21 protein-coding genes, 1 other RNA gene and 1 pseudogene are annotated in these 21,476 nt (G+C 72.1%); 6 read left to right on the top strand and 17 right to left on the bottom strand.

Going from position 1 to position 21,476, the window contains the following annotated elements:
- Nucleotides 1-8: 8 nt before the first annotated feature.
- The 9 genes and pseudogenes from ACFZBT_RS18630 to ACFZBT_RS18590 all read right to left on the bottom strand — a co-directional run bounded on the left by ACFZBT_RS18630 (nucleotide 9) and on the right by ACFZBT_RS18590 (nucleotide 7,878).
- Complete coding sequence (locus ACFZBT_RS18630) at nucleotides 9-812, bottom strand: ABC transporter permease (protein ID WP_328338145.1); 804 nt, start codon at nucleotides 810-812, stop codon at nucleotides 9-11.
- Between the two features lie 3 nt (nucleotides 813-815).
- Entirely contained in the window at nucleotides 816-1,586 is a 771-nt protein-coding gene (locus ACFZBT_RS18625) for an MlaE family ABC transporter permease (protein ID WP_386492312.1), read from the bottom strand.
- The gene (locus ACFZBT_RS18620; RefSeq protein ID WP_391104565.1) at nucleotides 1,583-2,512 is read right to left on the bottom strand and encodes an ATP-binding cassette domain-containing protein; all 930 of its coding nucleotides are present in this window, start codon (nucleotides 2,510-2,512) and stop codon (nucleotides 1,583-1,585) included. Before ACFZBT_RS18620 ends, ACFZBT_RS18625 begins: the two co-directional genes overlap by 4 nt.
- Before the next feature lie 197 nt (nucleotides 2,513-2,709).
- Nucleotides 2,710-3,822: a sigma-70 family RNA polymerase sigma factor gene (locus ACFZBT_RS18615; RefSeq protein WP_391104561.1), complete on the bottom strand. Its 1,113-nt coding sequence runs from the start codon at nucleotides 3,820-3,822 to the stop codon at nucleotides 2,710-2,712.
- Nucleotides 3,823-3,876: 54 nt separating this feature from the next.
- Entirely contained in the window at nucleotides 3,877-4,896 is a 1,020-nt protein-coding gene (locus ACFZBT_RS18610) for a lytic murein transglycosylase (protein WP_391104944.1), read from the bottom strand.
- Nucleotides 4,897-5,117: 221 nt separating this feature from the next.
- Nucleotides 5,118-5,523: RNase P RNA component class A (gene rnpB / locus ACFZBT_RS18605), an RNA gene on the bottom strand.
- Between the two features lie 124 nt (nucleotides 5,524-5,647).
- Nucleotides 5,648-6,364: pseudogene (locus ACFZBT_RS18600) on the bottom strand (DMT family transporter); the annotation flags it as partial.
- A gap of 82 nt (nucleotides 6,365-6,446) precedes the next feature.
- A complete protein-coding gene (locus ACFZBT_RS18595; protein ID WP_391104559.1) occupies nucleotides 6,447-7,286 on the bottom strand; it encodes an AraC family ligand binding domain-containing protein in 840 nt (279 codons plus the stop codon).
- A gap of 25 nt (nucleotides 7,287-7,311) precedes the next feature.
- Nucleotides 7,312-7,878, bottom strand: a complete 567-nt coding sequence (locus tag ACFZBT_RS18590; protein WP_391104557.1) for a Uma2 family endonuclease — start codon at nucleotides 7,876-7,878, stop codon at nucleotides 7,312-7,314.
- Between the two features lie 132 nt (nucleotides 7,879-8,010).
- On the opposite strand from ACFZBT_RS18590, the gene ACFZBT_RS18585 reads away from it, so the two are divergent.
- The 4 genes from ACFZBT_RS18585 to ACFZBT_RS18570 all read left to right on the top strand — a co-directional run bounded on the left by ACFZBT_RS18585 (nucleotide 8,011) and on the right by ACFZBT_RS18570 (nucleotide 10,973).
- Nucleotides 8,011-8,766 carry a MerR family transcriptional regulator gene (locus ACFZBT_RS18585; protein WP_391104555.1) on the top strand — a complete coding sequence of 252 codons (756 nt, stop codon included), beginning with the start codon at nucleotides 8,011-8,013 and terminating at the stop codon, nucleotides 8,764-8,766.
- 67 nt (nucleotides 8,767-8,833) lie between these two features.
- Nucleotides 8,834-9,412, top strand: a complete 579-nt coding sequence (locus ACFZBT_RS18580) for a hypothetical protein (protein WP_391104553.1) — start codon at nucleotides 8,834-8,836, stop codon at nucleotides 9,410-9,412.
- A 55-nt stretch (nucleotides 9,413-9,467) separates the two neighbouring features.
- On the top strand, nucleotides 9,468-10,250 hold the full coding sequence (yaaA, locus tag ACFZBT_RS18575; protein ID WP_391104551.1) for a peroxide stress protein YaaA: 783 nt from the start codon (nucleotides 9,468-9,470) through the stop codon (nucleotides 10,248-10,250).
- A 75-nt stretch (nucleotides 10,251-10,325) separates the two neighbouring features.
- Nucleotides 10,326-10,973, top strand: a complete 648-nt coding sequence (locus ACFZBT_RS18570; RefSeq protein ID WP_391104549.1) for a bifunctional 4-hydroxy-2-oxoglutarate aldolase/2-dehydro-3-deoxy-phosphogluconate aldolase — start codon at nucleotides 10,326-10,328, stop codon at nucleotides 10,971-10,973.
- On the opposite strand, the gene ACFZBT_RS18565 is transcribed toward ACFZBT_RS18570, so the two are convergent.
- Genes ACFZBT_RS18565 through ACFZBT_RS18555 form a run of 3 tightly spaced genes read right to left on the bottom strand, consistent with a single transcriptional unit; the run spans nucleotide 10,948 to nucleotide 13,824 of the window.
- Nucleotides 10,948-12,174 (bottom strand): bifunctional RNase H/acid phosphatase, encoded by a 1,227-nt coding sequence (locus ACFZBT_RS18565; protein WP_391104942.1) that lies wholly within the window; start codon nucleotides 12,172-12,174, stop codon nucleotides 10,948-10,950. The genes ACFZBT_RS18570 and ACFZBT_RS18565 overlap by 26 nt on opposite strands.
- 55 nt (nucleotides 12,175-12,229) lie before the next feature.
- Nucleotides 12,230-12,973, bottom strand: a complete 744-nt coding sequence (locus ACFZBT_RS18560; protein ID WP_391104940.1) for a C4-type zinc ribbon domain-containing protein — start codon at nucleotides 12,971-12,973, stop codon at nucleotides 12,230-12,232.
- Nucleotides 12,970-13,824, bottom strand: coding sequence for a Nif3-like dinuclear metal center hexameric protein (locus ACFZBT_RS18555; protein WP_391104546.1), 855 nt, complete (start codon nucleotides 13,822-13,824; stop codon nucleotides 12,970-12,972). Before ACFZBT_RS18555 ends, ACFZBT_RS18560 begins: the two co-directional genes overlap by 4 nt.
- A gap of 267 nt (nucleotides 13,825-14,091) precedes the next feature.
- Between ACFZBT_RS18555 and ACFZBT_RS18550 the strand changes: the two genes are divergently transcribed.
- Together ACFZBT_RS18550 and ACFZBT_RS18545 are read left to right on the top strand one after the other, a co-directional pair.
- On the top strand, nucleotides 14,092-15,327 hold the full coding sequence (locus ACFZBT_RS18550) for a hypothetical protein (RefSeq protein ID WP_391104543.1): 1,236 nt from the start codon (nucleotides 14,092-14,094) through the stop codon (nucleotides 15,325-15,327).
- Nucleotides 15,328-15,424: 97 nt separating this feature from the next.
- Nucleotides 15,425-15,592, top strand: a complete 168-nt coding sequence (locus ACFZBT_RS18545; RefSeq protein WP_391104541.1) for a hypothetical protein — start codon at nucleotides 15,425-15,427, stop codon at nucleotides 15,590-15,592.
- A gap of 76 nt (nucleotides 15,593-15,668) precedes the next feature.
- Here the strand turns inward: ACFZBT_RS18545 and ACFZBT_RS18540 are convergent, their stop codons facing one another.
- The 5 genes from ACFZBT_RS18540 to ACFZBT_RS18520 all read right to left on the bottom strand — a co-directional run bounded on the left by ACFZBT_RS18540 (nucleotide 15,669) and on the right by ACFZBT_RS18520 (nucleotide 21,281).
- The gene (locus ACFZBT_RS18540) at nucleotides 15,669-16,610 is read right to left on the bottom strand and encodes a 3-oxoacyl-ACP reductase (protein WP_391104538.1); all 942 of its coding nucleotides are present in this window, start codon (nucleotides 16,608-16,610) and stop codon (nucleotides 15,669-15,671) included.
- An 11-nt stretch (nucleotides 16,611-16,621) separates the two neighbouring features.
- On the bottom strand, nucleotides 16,622-17,698 hold the full coding sequence (locus ACFZBT_RS18535) for an alcohol dehydrogenase catalytic domain-containing protein (protein WP_391104535.1): 1,077 nt from the start codon (nucleotides 17,696-17,698) through the stop codon (nucleotides 16,622-16,624).
- A gap of 46 nt (nucleotides 17,699-17,744) precedes the next feature.
- Entirely contained in the window at nucleotides 17,745-18,602 is an 858-nt protein-coding gene (locus ACFZBT_RS18530) for a MaoC/PaaZ C-terminal domain-containing protein (protein ID WP_391104533.1), read from the bottom strand.
- Nucleotides 18,603-18,808: 206 nt separating this feature from the next.
- A complete protein-coding gene (locus ACFZBT_RS18525; protein ID WP_391104530.1) occupies nucleotides 18,809-19,591 on the bottom strand; it encodes a methyltransferase domain-containing protein in 783 nt (260 codons plus the stop codon).
- Nucleotides 19,592-19,862: 271 nt separating this feature from the next.
- Nucleotides 19,863-21,281 carry a DHA2 family efflux MFS transporter permease subunit gene (locus ACFZBT_RS18520; RefSeq protein WP_391104527.1) on the bottom strand — a complete coding sequence of 473 codons (1,419 nt, stop codon included), beginning with the start codon at nucleotides 21,279-21,281 and terminating at the stop codon, nucleotides 19,863-19,865.
- Nucleotides 21,282-21,476: the final 195 nt, after the last annotated feature.

Raw genomic sequence — 21,476 nt, 5'->3', positions numbered from 1 at the left:
CCGGCGGCTCACCCCGCTATCCGTACGGTCGTGCTGGCGCCCCAGATCGCCAGCGACAGGAAGAAGTCCAGGACGTTGATCGCCACGATCGAGGTCCGCACGGCGCGGCCCACCGCGACGCCGACGCCCGCCGGGCCGCCGCTCGCGTAGTAGCCGTAGAAGCAGTGCACCAGGATGATCAGGACGGCGAAGACCAGCACCTTGCCGAAGGACCACAGCACGTCGACCGGTGGCAGGTACTGCTGGAAGTAGTGGTCGTAGGTGCCCGTGGACTGCCCGTAGTAGCCGGTGGTGATGGTGCGGGCGGCCAGGTACGAGGACAGCAGCCCGATCACGTACAGCGGGATGACGGCCACGAACCCGGCGATCATCCGCGTCGTCACGAGGAACGGCAGTGAAGGCACGCCCATGACCTCCAGCGCGTCGGTCTCCTCGCTGATCCGCATCGCGCCGAGCTGGGCGGTGAACCCGGCGCCGACGGTCGCGGAGAGCGCGAGCCCGGCCACCAGCGGGGCGATCTCACGGGTGTTGAAGTACGCCGAGAGGAACGCCACGAAGTTGGAGGTGCCGAGCTGGTTGAGCGCGGCGTACCCCTGCAACCCCACTTCCGTGCCGGTGAAGAACGACAGGAAGGCGATCACCCCTACCGTGCCGCCCACGACGGCGAGCGCGCCCCGGCCGAAGCTCACCTCGGCGAGCAGCCGCAGGATCTCCTTCTTGTAGCGGCGCAGGGTGCGGCCGGTCCAGGCCAGTGACCGCCCGTAGAAGGACAGCTGGGCACCCAGCTCCTCCAGGCCTTTCAACAGCGCCATGCCTCAGCCCCTCTGGGGAACGACTTGGAAGTACACGGCGGTCATCACGAAGTTCGTCACGAACAGCAACATGAAGGTGATCACCACCGACTGGTTCACCGCGTCGCCCACACCCTTGGGCCCGCCCTTCGCGGTCAGCCCCTTGTAGGAGGCGACGATCCCCGCGATGGCACCGAACACCAGCGCCTTGACCTCGGCCGCCCACAGGTCGGAGAGCTGGGCGAGCGTGGTGAAGGAGGCCAGGTAGGCGCCGGGAGTGCCGTTCTGGAGGACGACGTTGAAGAAGTAGCCGCCCGCCACGCCGACCACCGACACCAGGCCGTTGAGCAGCACCGCCACCAGCATCGACGCCAGCACGCGGGGGACGACCAGCCGGTGGATCGGGTCGATGCCCAGCACCTGCATCGCGTCGATCTCGTCGCGGATCTTCCGCGCCCCGAGATCGGCGCAGATCGCCGTGCCGCCGGCGCCCGCGATCAGCAGCGCCGTGACGATCGGCGAGGCCTCGCGCAGCACGGCGAGCACGGAGGCGGCCCCCGAGAAGGACTGGGCGCCGAGCTGCCGGGTCAGGCTGCCGATCTGGAGCGCGATGACCGCCCCGAACGGGATGGACACCAGGGCCGTCGGCAGGATGGTGACGCTCGCGACGAACCACGTCTGCTGTATGAACTCCCGTGCCTGGAAGGGCCGGCGGGGGATCGTCCGGACGACGTCCAGCGCCATCGCGAAGAGGCTGCCGGAGTGCCGCAGCGCTCCGGCCGGTGACAGGCTCATGCGCCGGCCACCTCCTTGTGGTGGAGCCGGCCCTCGCGCCGTGCGATCGCCTGCCAGCGGGGCGGCCGGGTGATGCCCGGTCCCGGCAGCAGGCGGGGAGTCAGCTGCTGCACGCCCGCACTGTCGTCGATCTGCGCGAGCTCCTGCTCGACCTGGGCGGCGTCCTTCTCCTCCGCCATACCGATCGGGCCCTGCATCCGGCCGTTCAGGAACTGCCGTACGACGGGCTCGTCGCTGGCCAGCAGCTCTTCGCGCGGCCCGAACATCACCAGCTCGCGGCGGAACAGCAGCCCGATGTTGTCCGGCACCTGGCGGGCCGAGGCGATGTCGTGCGTGACGATCAGGAAGGTCGCGTCGATCTGGGCGTTGAGGTCGACGATGAGCTGGTTGAGGTAGGCGACGCGGACCGGGTCGAGACCCGAGTCGGGCTCGTCGAAGAGGATGATCTCGGGGTCGAGGACGAGGGCCCGGGCCAGCCCGGCACGCTTGCGCATCCCGCCGGAGATCTCACCGGGCAGCTTCCCTTCCGCCCCGATCAGCCCGACCATGTCCATCTTCTCCAGCACGATGCGCCGGATCTCGCTCTCGGACTTACGGGTGTGCTCGCGCAGCGGGAAGGCGATGTTGTCGTACAGGTTCATCGAGCCGAACAGCGCGCCGTCCTGGAACAGCACGCCGAACAGCTTGCGCACCTCGTACAGATCGTGCTCACGGAGCCTGGTGATGTCGCGGCCCTGGATCGTGATCGATCCGCGCTCCGGCTTCAGCAGTCCGACGAGCGTCTTGAGGAACACCGACTTGCCCGTGCCCGAGGGGCCGAGCATGACCGAGACCTCCCCGGCGGGCAGCGTCAGCGAGACGTCCTGCCAGATGACCTGGTGACCGAAGGACTTGGTCAGCCCTTCCACACAGATCTCGACACCCATCCGGTCCACCCTTCAGCCCGTGGAGCAGTGCCCCTGGAGCGGCTCTGACATCTGCTCTACGGGGAGGGGCTGGGCGTCCGTCGCTGGTGTGGCGGATTTTTTTCGGGCGGGTTGCGGGCAGCGCTTTTTGGGTCGGTTTCCGGGCAGCGCCTTCGGGCGGTGCCGGGCAGCGCTACCGGGAAGGTTCTCTGGTGGCGCTACGGAAGCGGGCTCGCTGTGAGCTCGGGGAACGAGGTGGACGGCGCGTCGGATGTCTCGGGAGCTTCCGGGACGGCGGTGGCCGCCGTGCCCGTCGGCAGGGCGGAGGGCTCCACCGGCAGGTCGGGGACGTCGGGCACCTGCGGGACCTCCGGCGCGGACAGCGGGGCCGCCGGGACCTCCGGAAGGTCCGGGACCTCCGGAACGTTCGGGACCTGCGGAACATCCGGGACCTGCGCGACGACCGGGACCTCTGGCAGCGACGGCACGGACAGCGGGAGGAACGATTCGCCGGCAGGAGCCCCGGCCGCTCCGCGCTCGGCTGCGGCAGCCGTGGGCCGAGGCCCCCGAGGCGTACGGCCCTCGCCACCGCCGTCCTGCCGCAGCGTCTCCGCGCCCGGTGTGGCGACCGCGGGCCGAGGTGCCGCGCTGCCCCCGCCTCCACCGCCGTCGAGCGCGTACGGCAGCACGAACCCCGCCACCGCCAGGGACGCCGCCGTCGAGGCGACCGCCACGGCCTGCGCCCTGCCGACTCCGCGCGGCCGTCCCCACCCGATCAGGAACAACGCGAACCCGAGCGTGGCGGCCAGCGACTGCCGCAGCGTCCGTCGGGCCCGGGCCAGCAACGACTCGACGGTCCGGTAGCTCAGCCCCATCCGGACGGCGACCTGGCCGACGTCCAGGTCCTGCGACTTCAGCCGCAGCGCCTCGGCCTGCCGCGCGGGCAGCTCGCCACTGCGCACCGCCAGCCACTTCGCCTCGGCCCGGTCGCACACCGCATCCTCGACGGGAACCGGACCGGGGGCGATGAGCGTCGGGCTGGTACGCACCTCGGCCTCGCGGTTCACCTGCCGGTAGCGGTCGACACACAGGCGCATCGTCACCGTCGTCAGCCAGGCCGCGAGCCGTTCCTCGTCCAGATCGGGCCGCTCGGCGGCGCGCAGCATCGCCTCGTGCACCGCGTCCTCGGCGTCCTCCGGGCTCATCGACCTGCGCCGGGCCACCTTGAGCAGGTGCTCACGGTGGCTCCACATACGCCGCCACCGCTCGTCGGCCGCGGTCACCTCCGCAGGTGTCTCCGCGGGCATGTCCGCAGACGTGTCCGTCGCCATGAGGGCCCCTTCGCGCTCACCCACCGGTCTCGTGCTGTCCGGCGGTGGGCGACATTACCGCCCAGTATCGGCGGTTGTGGAGGGGGAGACGGTCATCGAGTCCGCGCTGTTACTGGTGAACGGGGCGCCGCTGGGCAGCAGGTTCTCGCCGGGAAGCTCCATGTCCGGGTCGGGGACGGGGAGTTGCGGCTCGTCCGTCTCCGGGGGCTCGGCGGCCGGACGGGACGGGGTGGGGGCCGGTGATGCGGGGGCCGGTGACGGGCGGGACGGGATGGCGGTCGGACGGCCGGAAGGAGTGGGTGCGGCTCGTTCCGGCTTCGAGGGCGATCGTGACGGCTCGGAGCGCGCGGAGGAGGACCCGGCGGAGCGGTCCGGCACCACACGGTGCCCTTCCAGGAAGTACGCGTACCAGGCCCGGACCGTGCGCAAATATGCCGCCGAGTGGTTGTAGCCCAGGATCGCCCGGTCCAGCGCGGCGGGAAGGGAAAGATCCCGCCCGCCCGCACACAGATACCGTCCGGCGGCGAGTGCCGCGTCGAAGACGTTGTTGGGATCCGTACGCCCGTCACCGTTGCCGTCCGCGCCCCAGCGGGCCCAGGTCGACGGGATGAACTGCATCGGCCCGACCGCGCGGTCGTACGCCGTGTCGCCGTCGTGGACACCGCCGTCGGTGTCCCGGATCAGCGCGAAGGCCACGCCGTCCAGCCGCGGCCCGAGGATCGGCGCCAAGGTCGTACCGTCCGACGCCACCCTGCCGCCCCGCGCCTGTCCCGACTCCACCTGCCCGATCGCCGCCAGCAGCTGCCAGCGCAGCCGGCAGCCGGGCGCCTCGCGTACGAGCCGGTCCTCGGCCCGCCGATAGGCGGCGAACACACTCGCCGGCAGCGCGCCGCCCACCTCTGCTTCCGCCCCGCCGCCTGCGCCCTTCCCGGTCCGCAGCGGCGGCAGCTCGGTCCGGTACGGCGCGTCGTCGGACACGCTCGGTCCGTCCGCGGCAGGTGCCTGACCGGCCACCGGCACGGAGGCCCGCGCCGGAACCGCCCCCGGCGCCTGCGACGCGGTGAGCGCCGCCATCGCCACCACTGCGACCGCCGTACCTCTGACGCGTTTGGCCTTGTGTCCTGCCACGTCCGGCTCCCCTCCCTGTGAGCTGTCTGTCGTCTGCTCTACGGGGGAGGGGGGTGGGTCCGTCGCGGGGGTTGCGCAAGTCGAGCCGGATTCCGGCGAGCGTGACTGGACGCCCACGTGGAGAACGTCAGCAAGGTCAGACGCTGACCTGCGAAAACAAAGAGCGGCAGACGAGTCGGGCTGTACGCCGGGTTCTGTTCCCGGAGCCCCTCGCGGAGCTCCGGGCGACGGCCATCCATCTAGGGCCGGCGTTGCCACCGGCCTCGTGCGGTCTACCCGCGGACTCGGGCGGGCAGCCCTCGATCGTCCGCGCAGAAGCACCGGGGTGCTTCCTCTTGACCTTGCTCCGGGTGGGGTTTACCTAGCTGCCCAGGTCACCCTGGGCACTGGTGGTCTCTTACACCACCGTTTCACCCTTACCCAGTGCCGAAGCGCTGGGCGGTTTGCTTTCTGTGGCACTGTCCCGCGGGTCACCCCGGGTGGCCGTTAGCCACCACCCTGCCTTGTGGAGCCCGGACGTTCCTCGGGAAGCTCCCCGTCAGGGGGACTCCACGCGGCCGTCCGCCCGGCTCGTCTGCCGTGTCGACCATGGTACCCGTACCCGGCGGACGTCCCGCTTCGGCGCCGCGGCGGCCGTCGCCAGGACCGAGCCCGCCAGGATCAGGGTGAAGGCCACGCCGATGCCGAGGGTCAGCTTCTCGTCCAGGAACAGCGCGCCCGCGGCGACCGCCACCGCCGGGTTGACATACGTGATCACGCCGGCTCGCGTCGGGCCGACCTCCTTGATCAGCTCCAGGAAGGCCACGAACGCGATCGCCGTGCAGACCACGCCCAGGCCGGCGAGGGCCGCCAGGACCTCGCCCGAGGGCATGGTCGCGGGGCGGGTGAGGAATGCCGCGGGGGCGTAGACCACGGCGGCCAGCGTGAGGCACGGGGTGATCAGTTGCAGCGTCGGGACGTCCTTGAGGTACCGGGCCGCTATCAGCGGGGCCGTGGCATAGCCGACGACCGTCACCAGTACCTCGGCCATCGACAGGGCGTCGCCGCCGGTGAGGTGCGGCAGGGTGAGGACCGTGACACCTGCGAGGCCGAGGGCCAGGCCCGTGATGCGGCGGGCGCCGACCCGCTCCTCCGCGCCGAAGAAGCGGGCCAGGAGCAGGGCGACGATCGGCACGCCCGCGATGAGAAGTCCGGCGGTGGAGCTGGACAGATGGCGTTCGGCGTCGGTCAGGGTCCACCAGGGGCCGACGATCTCGATGACAGCGAAGGCCAGCATCGGCTTCCAGTGCGCCCGCACGGTACGGCCGAAGCCTCCCTGGCGCAGGGCGAAGGGGAGCAGGAGCACCGCGCCGAGGGCGCAGCGTGCGAACACGACCATGGACGGGGACAGCTCGTCCACCGCCACCTTGATCATCAGGTAGGGGACACCCCAGACGACTCCCATCAGGGAGAACAGGAACCAGCCGCGTGCAGTCATGCGGCGAGTCTCGGCCGTCTCACCCTGCCGTGTCTTGAACGCTGTTGCGGTACGCCGCCGGGGTCACTCCCAGGACCCGGCGGAACCAGCGGGTGAGGTGCGCCTGGTCGGCGAAGCCGACGAGTCCGGCGACCTCGGCGGGGCGCATGCCGGTTTCCAGGAGCCTGCGGGCCCTGGCGACCCGGTGCTGGGCGAGCCAGGCGTACGGCGGTATCCCCGTCGCCGTGCGGAAGGCGCGCAGGAGTTGGTAGCGGGAGAGGCCCAGGTCGGTGGCGAGGTCGGCCAGGGACGGAGGGTCCAGCAGTTCGTCCGCGAGGCGGTCGCGTACGGACCTGGCGATGTGGTCGGCCCCGGGGATCGCGTCCGTGCTCGCCCTCGCCGTGGAGTGGCGGCGGGCCAGGGCCGTGAGCAGCCAGGGCAGCCGGGACTCGGCCTCCAGGGGGTCGGGGCAGGTGCTGATGTCCGTGTGGGCGGCGCGCAGGGCCGTCGCCAGTTCCGGGTCGTGGAGGACGGGGTCGCGGAAGTGCGGGAGACCGCCGAGGGTGCCGTCGGTGAGGAGGGCCGGTTCGGCGTAGAGGGCCTGGTAGGCGTAGCCGTCGCAGGCGGCCGGGCCGCCGGTGTGCATCTCGCCGGGTTCCAGGACGACGATCGAGCCGGGGTAGGAGTGGATGTGACCACCCCGGTACGCGATGACCTCCGAGCCGCCGACCGTGACGCCGATGGTGAACTCGGTGTGGGCGTGGGGCGCGTAGACGTGCTGGTCGAAGTGGGCGGTGAGCAGGTCGAGGGGAGGCCCGCAGCGACCCAGCCGTGCCCTGGTCCAGCGGGCCTGTTCTCGTATCTGCTGCTGTGTGTTCACCTCGTACCCCCCCGCCCACAGGGGATCAGAGGAGATCCGTGGTGTCCAGGTCGAAGGCGAAGGGTTCCGGGAGAGTGAGCGGTCTACCGAAGGCCGCGGTGCAGAGCCGGCGGTAGTCGTTCTTCTCCGGCTCGGTGAACAGGGTGGTCGAGGAAGCGTCGCGGTCGACGAGCAGGTAGAACGGGATACCACCGCGGGCGTAGCAACGGCGTTTGGCCACGCGGTCGATATCCGGCCTGGTGAAGGTCACCTCCAGCGCCATGGTGACTCCTTCGCAGGGCATCCATGGGGGAGCACCCTGGAAGAGCCGGGGTGCGCGGGCGACGATCGTGCCGTCCGGAATCACATGGTCCTGGGGATAGCCGTCCGCGTGCCCCAGCTTCAGGCCCTTGTTCCCGGAGAACTGAATATCGAACTCGGAGCGCCGGTAGAACTGGCTCACGATCCGACTGATGCAGTGCTCATGATGCCCGTCCGGCAGCGATGTAAGAACGAATTCGCCCTCGACCAGCTCCGCCCGGAAACCCTCCGGGGTGTCCAGTCCGACGAACCAGTCCAGCAGCAGCTTCTGCGTGTACGGGTCCTGCGCCATAGCGGTGATGCCCCCCTCCGACGATCACTGATCAGACTGGGACACGGCGAAGGTCACGTCCGTGGGTTGGGGAGCCATTCCCTCGATGGTGTCGCTTGACCTTGCCGCAACGTCAACGTCTTCACTGGTCCCATGCGGATCGGAGAACTCGCCGGCGCCGTCGGCGTCACCACGCGGGCTGTGCGGCACTACCACCAGCTGGGCCTGCTGCCCGAACCGGAGCGGCGGGCGAACGGGTATCGGGAGTACGGGTTGCGGCATGCCGTCGTGCTGGCGCGGATCCGGCGGCTGACCGAGCTGGGGCTCGGGCTCGCCGAGGTGCGGGATGTGCTGGCGGACGAGGCCGGGAAGGACCTCGTCGAGGTACTGACCGAGCTGGACGAGGATCTGGCGCGGCAGGAGGAGGCGATCCGGGAGCGGCGGGGGCGGTTGCGGGCGCTGCTGGAGGCGGAGGGTGGGTTGCCGGCTGAGGGGCCGGTATCGCCCGAGCTGGCCGCGCTGTTCGCCGGGTCGGAACAGCTCGCGGACTCTCCCATGGCCGCCAAGGACCGCGAGATCATGGCCTTCCTGGAGACGGCCATGCCGGACGAGGCACGGGAGCAGCTCGTGTCGGCGTTGGGTGAGGCCCTGGGGAATCCCGAGGCCGTGGCGCGAGCCCATGAGGCGTACGCGCTGCTCGACGCGCTCGCCGGGGCGGAGCCGGATGATCCGCATGTCGACGGGGCCGCCCGGGCTCTGGCCGACTGCATTCCCCCGGGACTGTTCCCGGAGGTCGGGGATCTCGACCACGACGACAGTGTCATGCGCGCCTTCTACGACGACCTGGCACCGGCCCAGGCGGAGGCGATCCGCCGGACGCTGCGCCTGCTCGCCGAGGAGCGGCGATGAGGATCGTGTGGCTGCTGCTCCGGCCTGAGGTGCGGGCGCTCGCGAGGCTCGTCACGGAGGAGCGGCGATGAGGATCGTACAGATGCTCGTCCGGCACGAGGTGCGTGTGCTCGTGAGTCTCGTGCTGTGGACGGCACGGCGGACGGAGGGGACCCGGGGTGGTCAGGCTTTCGGGTACGCGCGGGGGCAGGGCGCGATGATGTTCGGGTTCGCGTTCGTGTGTCTCGTCGAGACGGTCGCGATGTCCGTGCTGCTGAAGGACTGGCCGACCGTGCACGCCGTCTTCCTCTTCGTGGACGTGTACAGCGTCGTGTTCGTCGTCGGGCTGCACGCCTCGTCCGTCGTACGTCCGCATGTGCTGGATGTGGACGGTGGTGAGCTGCGGGTCCGGCGGTACGTCCATGTCGATCTGCGGGTGCCTCTGGAGCGGATCGCCTCGGTGCGGCGCGAGCTGCGGATGACGCATGAGCCGGCCGACGGGGAGCTGAATGTGGCGGTGGGGTCCCAGACCACCGTCACGGTCGAGCTGACGGAACCCGTCACTCATCTCACCTTCTTCGGGCGTCGGCGCCCGGTGCGGATGGTCCGGTTCCATGCCGACGACGCCGACGGGCTCGTCCGCGCCCTCGGCCGGGCGCGCGTCTGAGCCCAGCCTGAGCTCCCCGTACGCTGTCGGGCGGAGTTCGATCGAAGGAGTTCGCGTGCTTGTCCTGCTGCCGCCGTCCGAAGGCAAGGCCTCTTCCGGCCGCGGTGCCCCGCTGAAGCCCCAGTCGCTGTCGCTGCCGGGGCTGACCGACGCCCGGGAGGCCGTCCTCACCGAGCTGGTCGAGCTGTGCGCCGGTGACGCGGACAAGGCGCGCGAGGTGCTCGGGCTCAGCGAGGGGCTGCGGGGCGAGGTCGCGAAGAACGCGGAGCTGCGGACGGCGGGGACGCGGCCGGCCGGGGAGATCTACACCGGTGTGCTCTACGACGCCCTCGGGCTTGCGACCCTGGACGCCGCCGCCAAGCGGCGGGCGGCGCGGTCGCTGCTCGTGTTCTCCGGGTTGTGGGGTGCCGTGCGGGTGACGGACCGGATTCCGTCCTACCGGTGCTCGATGGGGGTGAAGCTGCCGGGGCTCGGGGCGCTGGGCGCGCACTGGCGTACGCCGATGGCGTCGGTGCTTCCCGAGGTGGCCGGGGACGGGCTGGTGCTGGATCTGCGGTCCGCCGCGTACGCCGCCGCCTGGAAGCCGAAGGGCGAGGTAGCCGGGCGGACGGCGTCGGTACGGGTGCTGCACGCGCCGACGCGGAAGGTCGTCAGCCACTTCAACAAGGCGACCAAGGGGCGGATCGTGCGCGGCCTGCTCACCGCCGGGGCCGACCCGAAGGACCCGGCCGAGCTGGTCACGGCCCTGCGGGAGCTCGGGTACGTGGTCGAGGCCGAGGCACCGGCCAAGGCGGGGCAGGCGTGGGCGCTGGATGTGCTGGTGGACGAGGTGCACTGACACACCCAGCATCGCGAGTTGCAGCATGCGCAATGGGCTTTGCGCATGTTGTTGCGCGGGCGGCAGGATACCGCCATGGTCTCTTCCCTGCCCGCCTCCGTGCTGGACCTCGCGCCCGTCATCCCTGTCGTCGTCATCGAGGACGCGGGCGACGCCGTACCGCTGGCGCGGGCGCTGGTCGCCGGGGGGCTGCCCGCGATCGAGGTGACGCTGCGGACGCCCGCGGCCCTGGAGGCGATCCGGGAGATCGCGGGGCAGGTGCCGGAGGCGCTGATCGGTGCCGGGACGGTGATCAGCCCGGGGCAGGTCGAGGAGTCGGTGGCGGCGGGTGCCCGGTTCCTGGTCAGCCCCGGTTGGACGGAGCTGCTGCTGGACGCGATGCGGGCGTCCGGGGTGCCGTTCCTGCCGGGGGTGTCGACCACGTCGGAGGTGGTGGCGCTGCTGGAGCGCGGGGTAAGGGAGATGAAGTTCTTCCCGGCCGAGGCCGCGGGCGGTACGGCGTATCTGAAGTCTCTCGCCGGGCCGCTGCCGCAGGCCCGCTTCTGCCCGACGGGCGGAATCGGTCCGGCCTCCGCTCCGGACTATCTCGCGCTGCCCAACGTCGGCTGCGTGGGCGGGAGCTGGATGCTTCCGCAGGACGCGGTCGCGGCCCGCGACTGGGGGCGTGTCGAGGCGCTGGCCCGTACGGCGGCGGGGCTCAGCGCAGGTGGGACGTGTCGTTGAGGAGGCGGACGCTGGCGTTGCCGTCGGCGTAGTACGCGACCACCGACAGGGACGCGGCCGAGAGTTCCATACGGAACAGGGACTCCGGCGGGGCGCCGAGGGCGAGCCGGACGAGCGTCTTGATCGGGGTCACGTGGGTGACGAGCAGGACCGTGCGGCCCGCGTACGCCGCGACCAGTTGGTCGCGGGTGGCGGCGAGGCGGGTGGCCGTCGCCGCGAAGCTCTCGCCGCCGCCGGTGGGTTGGGCGTCCGGGGAGGCCAGCCAGGCGTTCAGGTCGTCGGGGTGGCGCTCGCGCACCTCGGCGAAGGTGAGCCCCTCCCAGGCGCCGAAGTCGGTCTCGCGCAGCCCGTCGTCGACACTCACGTCCAGCCCGAGCCGGGCGGCGACGATACCGGCGGTCTCCCGGGTGCGGGCGAGGGGCGACGACACGATCGCCTGGATCGTGCCGCGCCGGGCCAGCATCGCGGCGGCCCGTTCGGCCTGGTCCCGGCCGGCGTCGGAGAGGGAGGGGTCGGTTCCGCCGCTGCCGGAGAAGCGCTTCTGGGGGGTGAGAGGGGTCTCACCGTGGCGCAGGAGGACGAAGGTGGCGGGGGCGCCCATGTCGGCGGGGGCCCAGCCAGGGGTGGCGACGGCCTTGGCGGCGCGGGTGTCGGCGTCCCCCTGGGCGGACCTGTCGACGTCCCCGTGAGCGGACCCGGTGGCGTCCCCGGGGGCGGACCCGGTGGCTTCAGCGGTCCCGGAAGGGGCTGCGTCCAGCTCCGCCGTCGACGCCGGCTCCGACCACTGCTCTCCCCTGGCCCCCGCGTCCATCGCCTCGTTGGCCAACCGGTCCGCGTGCTTGTTCTGTTCCCTCGGCATCCACTCGTACGTGACCCGCCCCGGCGGGAACACCCGGGCCGCCTCCGCCGCCAGGGGCTTCATGTCGGGGTGTTTGATCTTCCAGCGGCCCGACATCTGCTCGATGACGAGCTTGGAGTCCATGCGGACGTGGACCGTGGCCTCCGGGTCCAGTTCATGGGCGGCGCGCAGGCCGGCGAGGAGGCCGCGATACTCGGCGACGTTGTTCGTGGCGACGCCGATGTACTCGGCGACCTCCCGAAGGGTCTCCCCCGTCGCCGCGTCGCTCACCACGGCCCCGTAGCCCGCGGGCCCCGGGTTGCCCCGCGACCCGCCGTCGGCCTCGACGATGAACTCCCGCACGGCCACCGCCCCTGTCACCTCTTACAGACCCGACCGCAGACCCGGAGTGCCCGGACTACAGCCCCGACTCGGACGTGCGCACCAGGATGCGCCCGCAGTTCTCGCAGCGGATCACCGTGTCGGGCGCCGCCTTGCGGATATCGGCCAGCTCCGTGAGGGCCAGCTCCTGCCGGCAGCCCTGGCAGCTGCGTGCGTACAGCTTCGCCGCGCCGACCCCGCCCTGCTGCTCGCGCAGCCGGTCGTAGAGCTTGAGCAGATCGGCGGGCACCGACCCGGCGACGACCTCGCGCTCCTTGACCGCCGTGGCGGCCTCGCCGTCGAGCTCCTCGAAGGCCGCGTCCCGGCGCGCGGTCGCGTCGTCGATCTTCGACTGGACGGAGGAGACCCGCTCGGTCAGCTCGGCCGTACGCTCCTGCGCCGACTCCCGGCGCTCCATGACCTCCAGCACGACGTCCTCCAGATCGCCCTGCCGCTTGGCGAGGGAGGCGATCTCGCGCTGGAGGTTCTCCAGGTCCTTGGGGGAGGTGACGGCACCGGAGTCCAGGCGCTGCTGGTCGCGGGTGGCGCGCTGACGCACCTGGTCCACGTCCTGCTCGGCCTTGGTCTGCTCGCGGGCGGTGTCGCTCTCCTCGGTCTGCGCGGCCACCAGCAGGTCGCGCAGCTGGACGAGGTCCTTGGTCAGCGACTCGATCTCGGCGTGCTCGGGCAGCGACTTCCGCTTGTGCGCGAGCTGCTGGAGGCGGACGTCGAGGTTCTGGACGTCGAGGAGGCGGATCTGGTCGGCGGGCGCGGCGTTCAGTTCGGGGCTCCCAGGGGGTCAGAAGTGGTTGAGGCCGCGTGCGCGGTCCAGGGGTCGGTGACCGTCTTCGAGACGTGGACCCGCAGGTCCCATCCGTGCCGGTCGGAGATCTCGTCGAGCTGGCTCGCGGCCAGCTCGCACCAGGGCCACTCGGTGGCCCAGTGCGCCGCGTCGAGCAGCGCGAGGGGGCTGTGGGCGCGGGCCTCCGACACGGGGTGGTGGCGCAGGTCCGCCGTGAGGAAGGCGTCGACGCCCGCCGCGCGTACGTGGTCGAAGAGGCTGTCGCCGGAGCCGCCGCTGACGGCGACCGTGCGGACGACCGCCTCGGGGTCGCCGGCGACGCGGATGCCCTGCGCGGTGGCGGGCAGCCGCTCGGCGGCGCGGGCGACGAACTCGCGGACGGCCATCGGGTGGTCCAGCGCGCAGACGCGGCCGAGGCCCCGGCGGCCCTCGGGGTCGGTGGGGTCCGGGACGAGCGGTCCGGTGACGCGCAGGTCCAGGGCGCCCGCGAGGGCGTCGGAGACACCCGGGTCGGCGGTGTCGGCGTTGGTGTGGGCGACGTGCAGCGCAATGTCGTTCTTGATGAGGGTGTGGACGACACGGCCCTTGAAGTGGGTCGCCGCGACGGTCGTCGTGCCGCGCAGATAGAGCGGGTGGTGGGTGACGAGCAGGTCGGCGCCCAGCTTCACCGCCTCGTCGACGATCTCCTGGACCGGGTCGACGGCGAACAGGACCCGGGTGACCTGCTGGTCCGGGTCGCCCACGACGGTGCCGACCGCGTCCCAGGACTCGGCCCGCTCGGCGGGCCACAGGTTCTCGAGCGCGGCGATGACTTCAGACAGACGGGGCACGGGAGCAAGGCTACCCGCCTGATCTGTGGCGTTGAACCGACACCGGCACTGCCGCCGCCTGTGCCGGCATCGGCACCGCCACCCACACCGCCGCTCGTGCCGTCGCCGCGTCGCCGCCCCGTCGGCCGCCAGTCGCCCCGCCGAGCACAAATGCGCCGTTCTCCTCAGGCGAATCGTTCCTGGAACACCCTTATGTGTGAAGCCGGAGCGCCCGGATTCCCCGCCTGTGGCACGAAAACTACGTTCGTCACTGGAGGTGACCGAACGATGACTGCCTGTGCGATCGAGCCTTCGGCGGGACACGAGGACGGGGACGGGGCGGAGCCGACGGGCTGCGCCCTCTCCGCGGACGGTGCCTACGCCGCACGCCTGGCGTCGGCCGGGGACTCCTGGTTCCCGGAGCGCTGGACCCTGGACGGCCCCGAGCCGTACGCGGTGCCGCTGCCCCGCAACCAGCCGGAGGAGCCGGGCACCGAGGTGCAGCCGATGACCGACGGGCGGGTCCTCATCCACCGCCTGGTCGCCGGGCGGCACGCCTTCTCCCTGCTGTACCCGACCGGCCCCGGCACCGGCGAGCTGCCCCTGGGCGCGATCGAGTGCCCGGACCCGGCCGCCCGGCTGCGGCTGCTGCCACCCGCCCCCGGCGGGGAGCGGGCGTATGCCCTGGCGGTCGGCCGGCGTTCCACGGCGGTGTGGCTGGTGGCGGGCGGGACCTTCGGACCCCGGCAGCTGGCCGAGCTGCCCGGCCGCTGCTCGGGCGGGGTCTGGCTGGACCCGGCCGGGCGGCTGCTGGCCCTGGACCGGGAGACCGGCGGGCCCACCAAGACCGTCGTGGTGGACCTGGAGCGCGGCGGCGAGGTGTCGCCGCTGCTGCAGATCGCCGCCGACAGCGACGACCGGCTGCTCCTCGCCGATCACGACAGCGGGCTGCTGATCGTCCGCTCGGACGCGCCGTCGCCGGGCCAGGACCGGCTGGGCTGGGGTGTCCTGGGCAGCACCCTGCCGGTGCGCTTCCCGGAGTGCCTGCGGCTGCGGGACTGCGCGGTCACGCCGTTCGCGATCCAGCCGGGGCAGGTGCTGACGCCGGAGAGCTGCGCGGTGGCGCTGCGCGTGGACGGGCCGGCGGGCAGCTGGGTCGCCGTCTGGCGGCCGGCCGAGCGGCGGGTGCATCATCTCCCGGCACCCGAGGGGTGGTTGGCGGGCACCGGCCTGTGGACACCGGAGGGGGTGCTGCGGCTGCCGTACGCGACGGAGGTCGTGCCGTGCGGCGTGGCGCAGGTGAGCCCGCCCGGGGCGGCGGTGCCGGTGCCGGAGCCCGGCGAGGAATCAGGGCGGGAGGCGGGCGGGCGGACAGCCTGCACGACCGCCGCCCCGGGGCATCCCCCTGAACCGGGACCGGCAACGGCACCAGGACCGGCAGCGGAGCCGGCACCCCCGGCCCCCTCCACACCTCGCCCGGTGCCGCTGCAGCAAGCGCCATTGGGACGGCTTGTAACGAACTAGTGCCGGTTGGCGTGGCCGCCTGGATCACGGGTGAGGGGTGCCGGTTACACTCGCCCGGCTGTAAGAAAGATCATGTTGACGGGGTGAATTCCATCCGATGAGCGACGCCAGCACGAACCAGCTGCACACCGCCGACGTCCAGGAGACCTCCACCGGCCCAGGCCGGCACCGTGGCGAGGTCTCCACGCGGGACAGCGAGTCGGCTCCGCGCGGCCGCCACCGCAAGCCGGTGGCGGAGAGCGAGCAGACCGAGACGGCGGCCTGACGGAACGTCAGTGACCGGACAGTGAACGGCCCCACCCGTGGGAATGACGGGCGGGGCCGTTTCCGTTTCCCGTCGCTCAGCCGCGTTTCAGTCCCAGTACCTCGGCCGCCGCGAAGGTCTCCCCCGCCGGCCGGTCCGCGTAGTACGGCCCGAGGGCGGCGTCCAGTTCGTCGTACGTGAAGGTGTCCTGCTTGCTGTCGAACTTGGCGGCGACCCGCGGCCGTTCGACGACGGCGACCATTCCGCCGTGCACCACGAGGAGCTGCCCGTTCACCTGGGCGGCGGCGGGCGAGGCCAGATAGCCGACGAGCGGGGCGACATGCTCGGGGGCGAGCGGGTCGAGGCCGTTGCCGGAGGGCTGTTCGACGCCGGCGAAGACATCCTCGGTCATCCGGGTGCGGGCGCGGGGGCAGATCGCGTTGGCCGTCACGCCGTACTTGCCGAGGGCGAGGGCCGTGGAGGTGGTGAGGCCGACGATCCCGCCCTTGGCGGCCGCGTAGTTGGGCTGCCCGGCGGAACCGGCGAGGAAGGCCTCCGACGAGGTGTTCACGATCCGTCCGAACACCGGCTCCCCGGCCCGCTTGGACCGCTCCCGCCAGTGGGCGGCGGCGAACCGGGTGGTGTTGAAGTGCCCCTTGAGGTGCACACGGAGCACGGCGTCCCACTCCTCCTCGGCCATCGAGAACACCATGCGGTCGCGCAGGATGCCCGCGTTGTTGACGAGGATGTCGAGCCTGCCGAACGCGGCGACGGCCGCCTCGACCAGCTCGCCCGCCTGCCGGAAGTCGGAGACGTCACCGGTGTGCGCGAGGGCGGCTCCGCCCGCCGACCGGATCTCGGCGGCGACCTCCTCGGCGGGCCCGGGGGACGCCTCGCCGCTGCCGTCGCGGCCCGGCTGCCCGTAGTCGTTGACGACCACGGCGGCACCGAGCCGGGCGAGTTCCAGCGCCTCGGCCCGGCCGAGCCCGCGGCCCGCGCCCGTGACGACGGCGGACAATCCCTGGAGAGGCAGCGGCATGATGGATGTCCTCACATCTCGATGCACGTACGCAGGGCGGTCCCCGTCCGCATCTGATCCAGGGCCTCGTTGACGTCGGCGAAGGGGACCCGGTGGGTGATCAGGCCCGCCAGGTCGACCCGGCCGGCGCGCCACAGGGCGATAGTGCGTTCGTAGGAGCGCAGGACGTCTCCGCCGCCGTACATGGACGGCAGGATCCGCTTCTCGTCGAAGAACAGCTCGAACATGTTGAGCTGGAGGAAGTCGTCCATGGCGCCGGCGCCGACCACGACGAGGGTGCCGCCGCGCCGGGTGGTCTCGTACGCGGTCCGTGCCGTGGCCGACTTGCCGACGACCTCGAAGACGTAGTCGAAGCCCTCGCCGGCGGTGACCCGCTGTTTGACGTCGGGCAGTTCGTCCGGGGAGACGGCCCTGGTGGCGCCGAACTCGAGCGCGCTCTCGCGGCGCGAGGCGATGGGGTCGACGGCGACGATCTCGGCGGCGCCCCGCAGCCGGGCGCCCTGGATCACGGAGATGCCGACGCCCCCGCAGCCGATGACCGCCACCGACGAGCCGGCCTCCAGGTCCGCCGTGTTGAGGGCGGCGCCCAGTCCGGTCGTCACGCCGCAGCCGATGAGGGCGGCGATGTCGAAGGGCACGTCGTCGGGTATCGGTACCGCGCAGCCGGCGTCGACGACGACCTCCTCGGTGAAGGTGCCGGTGCCGGCGAAACCGAAGACGTCTCCGCCGGGGCGCTTGAAGTTGGGCGTGCCGGCGTTCATGAACCCGGCGAGGCACAGTTCGGTCTGCCCGCGCTTGCAGGCGGGGCAGGCGCCGCAGGCGGGCAGCCAGCACACGACGACCCGGTCGCCGGCCTTCAAGTGGCCGACGCCCTCGCCGACTTCGAGGATCTCCCCCGCACCCTCGTGCCCGGGCACGAACGGCGCGGGCTGCGGCAGCACCCCGCTCATCGCGGACAGGTCCGAGTGGCACAGCCCCGTGGCGCGCACCCTGATCCGCACCTTGCCGGGTCCGAACCCCACCGCCTCGACGTCGTCGAGGACCTCCAGTTTGTCCTGGCCGATCTCGTGCAGTACGGCTGCGCGCATGGTGCGGGCTCCCCTCGTACGGCGTGCGTTCAAGGAATCGAAGGACTCAGGTGTGTTCGACGATGGTGTCGGCGAGGGCGGGCGCGTCGTCCCGCTCGACGGTGCTGACGGCGACCCTCGTGGACTCGCGCGTCCGCCACATGCGGATCCGCAGCGTCTCCCCCGGGTACACGACCCCGGCGAACCGGGTGGTGTAGGCGCGCACCCGGGTCACGTCCCCGTCGAGGAGTGTGTCGACGACGGCCTTGAGCGTGATCCCGTAGGTGCACAGCCCGTGCAGGATGGGCCGCTCGAACCCGGCGAGCTTGGCGAACTCGGGGTCGGCGTGCAGGGGGTTCCAGTCGCCGGAGAGACGGTAGAGGAGGGCCTGGTCCTCGCGGACGTGCCGCTCGACGACCCGCTCCGGCTCACCGGCGGGCGGATCGAGCCGGGCGGAGGGGCCGCGATCGCCGCCCCAGCCGCCCTCGCCGCGGATGAAGATCTGGGCGTCGTTGGTCCACAACGGGCCGTCGGCGTCGCCGACTTCGGTACGCAGCACCAGGACGGCCGCCTTGCCCTTGTCGTACACGGCGGCGATCCGGTTGGTCGCGGTGGCGGTGCCCGCCGCCGGGAGGGGCCGGTGGAGGGCGAGGCTCTGGCCGCCGTGCAGGACGCGGGCGAGGTCGACCTCGATGCCGGGCATGGACAGCCCGCCGGTCACCCCGGGCTTTCCGCCGCCCGCGACGGTGGCGAAGCTCGGCAGGACGTGCAGCCGGGACTCCAGGGTGTAGCGCAGCTCGTCGGGGTCGGTGGCGGGGGTGCCCGCGCCGATGCCGAGGTGGTAGAGCTGCACGTCCTTGTGGTCCCAGGTGATCTCGCCGGTCCGGGGTTCGGCGGCGAGCGCCTTGGCTGCGTCGATGGGCATGGGGCTCCTGATCGCCGTGGGAATGGCCTCGGCGGCGCCGTGGAAGAGACCTCGGCACGGCCGTCCGCACCGTCGGCCGCACCGAGGCCGTCTGGGGCCGAACTGGAACGCGTTCCAGTCCTGCGACCTCTGTATAGCCCAGGCCCGCACACTTGTGAAGCCTCCTGACGTCGTGTCAGATAGCGAGGTTCCGGGAGATGGAGGCCCTACGCGAGGCCCGCAGCCAGGGCCGGCCGTGAGCCCCGCGCCCCCGCCCCGCGGAACAGCGCCGTCCACAGAAAGCCCTCCCCGAAGCACCCCGACTCCTCCGGCTCGTCCCGCATCCGTCGTAGCTCGACCTCGGTGAGCCCCGAGAAGATCCCCCGCACCGACTCGGCCGTGTACGCGAGCCCGCCCCGCAGTCCGCCCGCCTCCCGGTAGAAGTCCGCGTCGGACAGCTCCGACCCCATCCCCCCGGCACCCGCGGCGAAGCACGTGAGGCCGAACAGACCGCCGGGTGCCAGGACCTTCTCCAGCAGCGCCAGATAGCTGATCCGCCGGTGCGGAGGCAGATGGTGGAAGCAGCCGGAGTCGTAGACGAGGTCGTACGGCCCGGTGAGTTCCGTACCGGCGAGCGTGAACGCGTCACCGCAGTGGAACCGGACGCCCTCCACCCCCGCCTCTCGGGCGCGCTCCCCGGCCCAGTCGACGGCCGCCGGAGACAGGTCGACCGCGTCCACCTCGAACCCCCGGGCCGCCAGGTACAGCGCGTTGCGCCCCGGACCGCACCCCAGCTCCAGCGCGCGGCCGCCGCTGATCAGTCCCCGTTCCGCCCAACTCACCAGATTCTCGTCCGGCTTCGCCACGAAGAACGGCACCGGCCGGGAACGGTCGGCGTAGAAGCCGTCCCACCAGTCGGCACCCCGGCCCGTCCACCGGTCGGCCTCGTGCGCGAACAGCCCGTCGAGCAGGGCGAGTACGTCGTCGACGGTGCGTATGTTCCGGTCCATCCGGACCCCCTTCCGCATCCGCCAATCGTATGCCGGGATCCAACAAATCCCCAGGTCAGAGTAGGTTTTCGGGCATCGGCGGAACGCCGTACGCGGCCTCCAGCGCCACCGGGACACACCTCGCCGACGCACCACCTCACCCCCGGCCCGGTACACCGGCGGCACCCCGTCCAGGGGCCGCGGCGCCCCCATTCCGGACAACGCGACCCGCGCTGATTCGCAGCGCCGGGCAGGCGGCAGACGTCCGGTGGCCCTACCGGCCCTGCCGGCCCTACCGCTGCCGCGGCATCCTCGGCAGCCAGACCCACATCAGCAGCACCCCCGCGACCAGCACCCCGGTCCCCACCCGGAACGCCAGCGCGTACCCCTCCGTCAGCGCCTCCGGTGTCGCGCTGCCCGCCGTCCGGGCCGCCGCGAGGGTGGACAGGACGGCCAGGCCCAGTGAACCGCCCATCGTGCGGGAGGTGTTGACGAGGCCGGACACCAGGCCGGCCTCACCGGGGGCGGCGCCGGAGGTGGCCAGGGCCGCGAGCGGGGTCGACGCGAGGCCCGCGCCGAGCATCATCAGGACGCCGGGGACCAGGATCGCCGTCACGTAGGAGCCCTCGGCGGTCATCCTGGACTGCCAGGCGAAGCCGGCCACGGCGACCAGCGTGCCCAGCACCGCCACCGTGCGCGGCCCGGCCGCCCGCATCAGCCGGGGCGCGAGCTTGGAGCCGAGGACGACGGCCAGGGAGCTGGGGACCAGGGCCAGTCCGGCCTCCAGGGGTGTGTAGCCCAGGACGTTCTGCGCGTACAGGGTCATGAAGAACCACATGCAGAACATCGCGAAGCCGCACAGGAACATCGAGACGTTCGCCGACGCCACCGACCGCAGGCGCAACAGCCCGAGCGGCATCAACGGGCTCGCGGTGCGGGCCTCGACCGCGAGGAACAGGGCGATCAGCACGAGCCCGGCGAGCAGTGGCAGCAGCGTGGCCGCGGCCGTCCAGCCCTCCGCCTCCGTCTGGGAGATGCCGTAGGCGAGCGTGCCGAGCCCGGTCGTGGCAAGCAGCGCGCCCGGCAGGTCGAGCCGCCGCCGGTCCCCGGCCCGGCCCTCGACGAGGAACCAGGCGGCGGCGCAGAGCACCACCACCCCCACGGGCACGTTGATCAGCAGCACCCACCGCCAGTTCAGCGCCTCCACCAGGAGCCCGCCGGCCAGACCGCCCGCCGCGCCGCCGGCGCCCCCGACCGCCGTCCAGGTCCCTATGGCCCGAGCCCGCGCGGGGCCCTCCGGAACCGACGACGTGAGGATGGTCAGCGTCGCGGGTGCCAGCACCGCCGCGCCCAGCCCCTGCACGGCCCGCGCGACCAGCAACTGCCAGTCCTCCTGCGCCAGTCCGCCCACCACCGAGGCCAGGGTGAACACGCCGAGCCCGACGAGGAACATCCGCTTGCGGCCGTAGAGGTCCCCGGCCCGCCCGCCGAGCAGCATGAACCCGGCGAAGGCGATGGTGTAGGCGTTCACCACCCACTGCAGTCCCTGCCCGCTCAGCCCGAGCCCGGTCCGCATCGAGGGCAGCGCCACGTTGACGACGGACACGTCCAGCACGACGAGGAACTGCCCGGCACAGGTGAGCGCCACCACAAGCCAGGTGGGCGGCGCGGTACGGCGCGGAGTGCGGGTCCTTTCGGCGGTTTGGAGCATGGGTGTCATGCTCTCAACCAATCCACGCTCCTGGCATCGGGATTTCGGCCTAGGGCTCGCGACCGCAGACCTGGACCCCACCCCCAGGAGAAGGCCCCTCCCCCAAGAGAAGGTCAAGAATTCGTTAGAGTGCCGAAGCAACGGAATAGTTGCCTGCACATACAAGTTCAGACACCACGTAACCGCCCAGCCCGT

Origin of the sequence: Streptomyces sp. NPDC008137, assembly GCF_042957035.1 — a bacterium.
Lineage (GTDB): Bacteria > Actinomycetota > Actinomycetes > Streptomycetales > Streptomycetaceae > Streptomyces.
Note: the sequence above shows the minus strand (reverse complement) of the source record. Positions and strands in the feature narration are given on the sequence as shown.

Excerpts from the sequence above, each read along its gene's own strand:
- ACFZBT_RS18630 (WP_328338145.1), bottom strand. The coding sequence starts at position 812 with ATGGCGCTGTTGAAAGGCCTGGAGGAGCTGGGTGCCCAGCTGTCCTTC.
- ACFZBT_RS18625 (WP_386492312.1), bottom strand. The coding sequence starts at position 1,586 with ATGAGCCTGTCACCGGCCGGAGCGCTGCGGCACTCCGGCAGCCTCTTC.
- ACFZBT_RS18620 (WP_391104565.1), bottom strand. The coding sequence starts at position 2,512 with ATGGGTGTCGAGATCTGTGTGGAAGGGCTGACCAAGTCCTTCGGTCAC.
- ACFZBT_RS18615 (WP_391104561.1), bottom strand. The coding sequence starts at position 3,822 with ATGGCGACGGACACGTCTGCGGACATGCCCGCGGAGACACCTGCGGAG.
- ACFZBT_RS18610 (WP_391104944.1), bottom strand. The coding sequence starts at position 4,896 with ATGGCGGCGCTCACCGCGTCGCAGGCGCCGGGGGCGGTTCCGGCGCGG.
- ACFZBT_RS18590 (WP_391104557.1), bottom strand. The coding sequence starts at position 7,878 with ATGGCGCAGGACCCGTACACGCAGAAGCTGCTGCTGGACTGGTTCGTC.
- ACFZBT_RS18585 (WP_391104555.1), top strand. The coding sequence starts at position 8,011 with ATGCGGATCGGAGAACTCGCCGGCGCCGTCGGCGTCACCACGCGGGCT.
- ACFZBT_RS18580 (WP_391104553.1), top strand. The coding sequence starts at position 8,834 with ATGAGGATCGTACAGATGCTCGTCCGGCACGAGGTGCGTGTGCTCGTG.
- ACFZBT_RS18570 (WP_391104549.1), top strand. The coding sequence starts at position 10,326 with ATGGTCTCTTCCCTGCCCGCCTCCGTGCTGGACCTCGCGCCCGTCATC.
- ACFZBT_RS18550 (WP_391104543.1), top strand. The coding sequence starts at position 14,092 with ATGACTGCCTGTGCGATCGAGCCTTCGGCGGGACACGAGGACGGGGAC.
- ACFZBT_RS18545 (WP_391104541.1), top strand. The coding sequence starts at position 15,425 with ATGAGCGACGCCAGCACGAACCAGCTGCACACCGCCGACGTCCAGGAG.
- ACFZBT_RS18540 (WP_391104538.1), bottom strand. The coding sequence starts at position 16,610 with ATGCCGCTGCCTCTCCAGGGATTGTCCGCCGTCGTCACGGGCGCGGGC.
- ACFZBT_RS18535 (WP_391104535.1), bottom strand. The coding sequence starts at position 17,698 with ATGCGCGCAGCCGTACTGCACGAGATCGGCCAGGACAAACTGGAGGTC.
- ACFZBT_RS18530 (WP_391104533.1), bottom strand. The coding sequence starts at position 18,602 with ATGCCCATCGACGCAGCCAAGGCGCTCGCCGCCGAACCCCGGACCGGC.
- ACFZBT_RS18525 (WP_391104530.1), bottom strand. The coding sequence starts at position 19,591 with ATGGACCGGAACATACGCACCGTCGACGACGTACTCGCCCTGCTCGAC.
- ACFZBT_RS18520 (WP_391104527.1), bottom strand. The coding sequence starts at position 21,281 with ATGCTCCAAACCGCCGAAAGGACCCGCACTCCGCGCCGTACCGCGCCG.